Origin of the sequence: Mesorhizobium sp. M7A.F.Ca.CA.004.04.2.1 (assembly GCF_004022825.1) — a bacterium.
In the GTDB taxonomy this organism is placed as follows: Bacteria; Pseudomonadota; Alphaproteobacteria; order Rhizobiales; family Rhizobiaceae; genus Mesorhizobium.
The window spans coordinates 1-2,104 of record NZ_RZPH01001019.1 but is presented as its reverse complement, the minus strand read 5'-3'; the positions used below and the strand labels follow the sequence as shown (position 1 = coordinate 2,104).

General features: G+C 64.3%; 2 protein-coding genes. Both read right to left on the bottom strand.

What is annotated here, in order from left to right; all coding sequences use genetic code 11:
* Positions 1-576: DNA-3-methyladenine glycosylase (locus EN893_RS30625; protein ID WP_128362043.1), on the bottom strand; the 576-nt coding region annotated here is incomplete at its 3' end.
* A 97-nt stretch (positions 577-673) separates the two neighbouring features.
* Positions 674-1,651: a threonine/serine dehydratase gene (locus EN893_RS30620; RefSeq protein WP_127269749.1), complete on the bottom strand. Its 978-nt coding sequence runs from the start codon at positions 1,649-1,651 to the stop codon at positions 674-676.
* Between the last annotated feature and the right edge of the window lie 453 nt (positions 1,652-2,104).

The following is a 2,104-nucleotide window of genomic DNA, read 5'->3' as shown; positions in this document are numbered from 1 at the left end:
GCTGACGAAGGCGCTCCCCTTGACGTAAAACCGCAGCGGGCGATCGGCATCCTTTGTAATGCCGATCCGGACGCCTTGGGCGATGTCGCCGGCTTGATGCTCGTCGGTTGCCAGCCATAGCGGGCCTTTGCGGCAAAGATCGAGCCCGTCGAGCGAACGATCGATCCGCAACGCCTGGGCCAGCCTTCCCGGTCCTCGCGCCAGGTCGCGCAGGCGCTCGACGCCGCGGTTGAGCCGCATGATCGCAATGCCCTCGAGTGGCTCGAGCGCCCTGATCAGCACGCCGGTTCCGACCCCCGGCATCTCGCTCGAGACATTGAGCATGTAGGAGATGCCGTAGGCGAGATAGACATAGGCGTGCCCGGGTTCGAGAAACAGCGAACGGTTGCGCGGGGTCATCCCCCGGTAACCGTGTCCGGCGGCGTCACCGGTCACATAGGCCTCGGTCTCGACGATGCGGCCGCTGGCGATGCCTTCAGGCAGCTCGCGCACCACGAGTTTGCCAACGAGGGTGCGGGCAAGGGATGCCGTATCGTCGGGCAGCTCGGAACGCGTGAGCGGGCGGTAGATGACCATGCTCAGCGCGGCGACGATTTGGCGGCGGGCGAGGAGTGATCCAAGGCGGAGCCTGTCGCCAGATACTCCATATCAGATACCCTTGGACATCGCCGTCTCAAGCAGCCGCCATGATCCCGGCATAAGTGCCGAAATCGACATTGCCGCCGGACAGCACCACGGCAATGCATTTGCCGGACAGCTCGATCTCGCCCGATGACAGTGCCGCCAGCGCCACACAGCCGCCGGGCTCGACCACCAGCTTGAGATAGGCCATGGCGTCGCGCATCGCCTGCGCCGCCGCCTGGTCCGAGACGGCGATGCCACCGGTGAGATTCCTGCGGTTGATCTCGAAGGTGATCACGCCAGGCTCGGCGGTCAGCAGCGCGTCGCAGATCGAACTATGGCCGGGCTCGTTCGAAACCCTTGCACCGGCGGCCAGCGACCGGCGGGTGTCGTCGAAATGCTCGGGCTCGACCGCCCAGACCGCCGTGTTCGGCGAGGCATCCTTGACGGCAACGGAGATGCCACTCGACAAGCCGCCGCCGCCGCAGGGGACGATCACCGCGTCGAGGTCGACGCCAAGCGCTTTTGCCTGGCGCATCAATTCGAGGCCGATCGTGCCCTGGCCGGCAATGATGGCCGGATCGTCGAAAGGCGGCACCAGCACCATGCCTCTTTCCATGTAAGGACGGATCACGGTCATGCGGTCGTCGCGAAAGCGGTCGAACGGGACCACCTCCGCGCCCATCTTGCGCACATTGGCAATTTTCATCGCCGGCGCGTCTGAAGGCATGGCGATCACCGCCTTGACGCCGAACATCGCGGCCGAGGCGGCGACGCCCTGCGCATGATTGCCCGATGAGAAAGCGACGACGCCTCGGCTGCGCTCCTCCGCGCTGAGCGACGACAGCTTGTTGTAGGCGCCGCGGAACTTGAACGAGCCGGTACGCTGCAGCGTCTCCGGCTTGAACAGGATGCGGCCCCCGAAGCGTCTGTTCAGCTCCTGCGATTCGATCAAGGGGGTTTCGATGATCAAGCCGGAGAGACGCGCGGCGGCGGCGTGGATGTCGGCGATGCCGGGAAGGGTGGTCATGGTGGGTCCTGTGGGAAGATGTTGCCCTTCATGATGCCCGCAAAGGGAGGTGGCGCACCATGGGAAAAATGTGACCGTTACAAAGTTTAGCGAGTCATGATCGGCGTTTGCGCCGCCCCTCATCTGGCTGCCGCCATCTTCTCCCCGTAAACGGGGAGAAGGACGCTGTCGCCTTTGGTTTCGCCAATCTTCAGCGTTGCAAGGGGGTGCGGCGCTTCCCGCCAGCTTCTTTCTCCCTGTTTACGGGGAGAAATGCCCGGCAGGGCAATGAGGGGGCAGCGCCGAGATCGGCCAAATTGGCCACCCAATCTAGCCAAGCAAAGTCCTCTGCCTCTTGCCCCCACCCAGCTTGCGCCAGTTGTTGAAACGGTGGCTGGCGGCGGCAAAGGATATCTTCATCTGCTGGGCGACCGAGTAGCGCGACTTGCCCTCGTCGAACATGCGGTAGCAGCA

Excerpts from the sequence above, each read along its gene's own strand:
- EN893_RS30620 (WP_127269749.1), bottom strand. The coding sequence starts at position 1,651 with ATGACCACCCTTCCCGGCATCGCCGACATCCACGCCGCCGCCGCGCGT.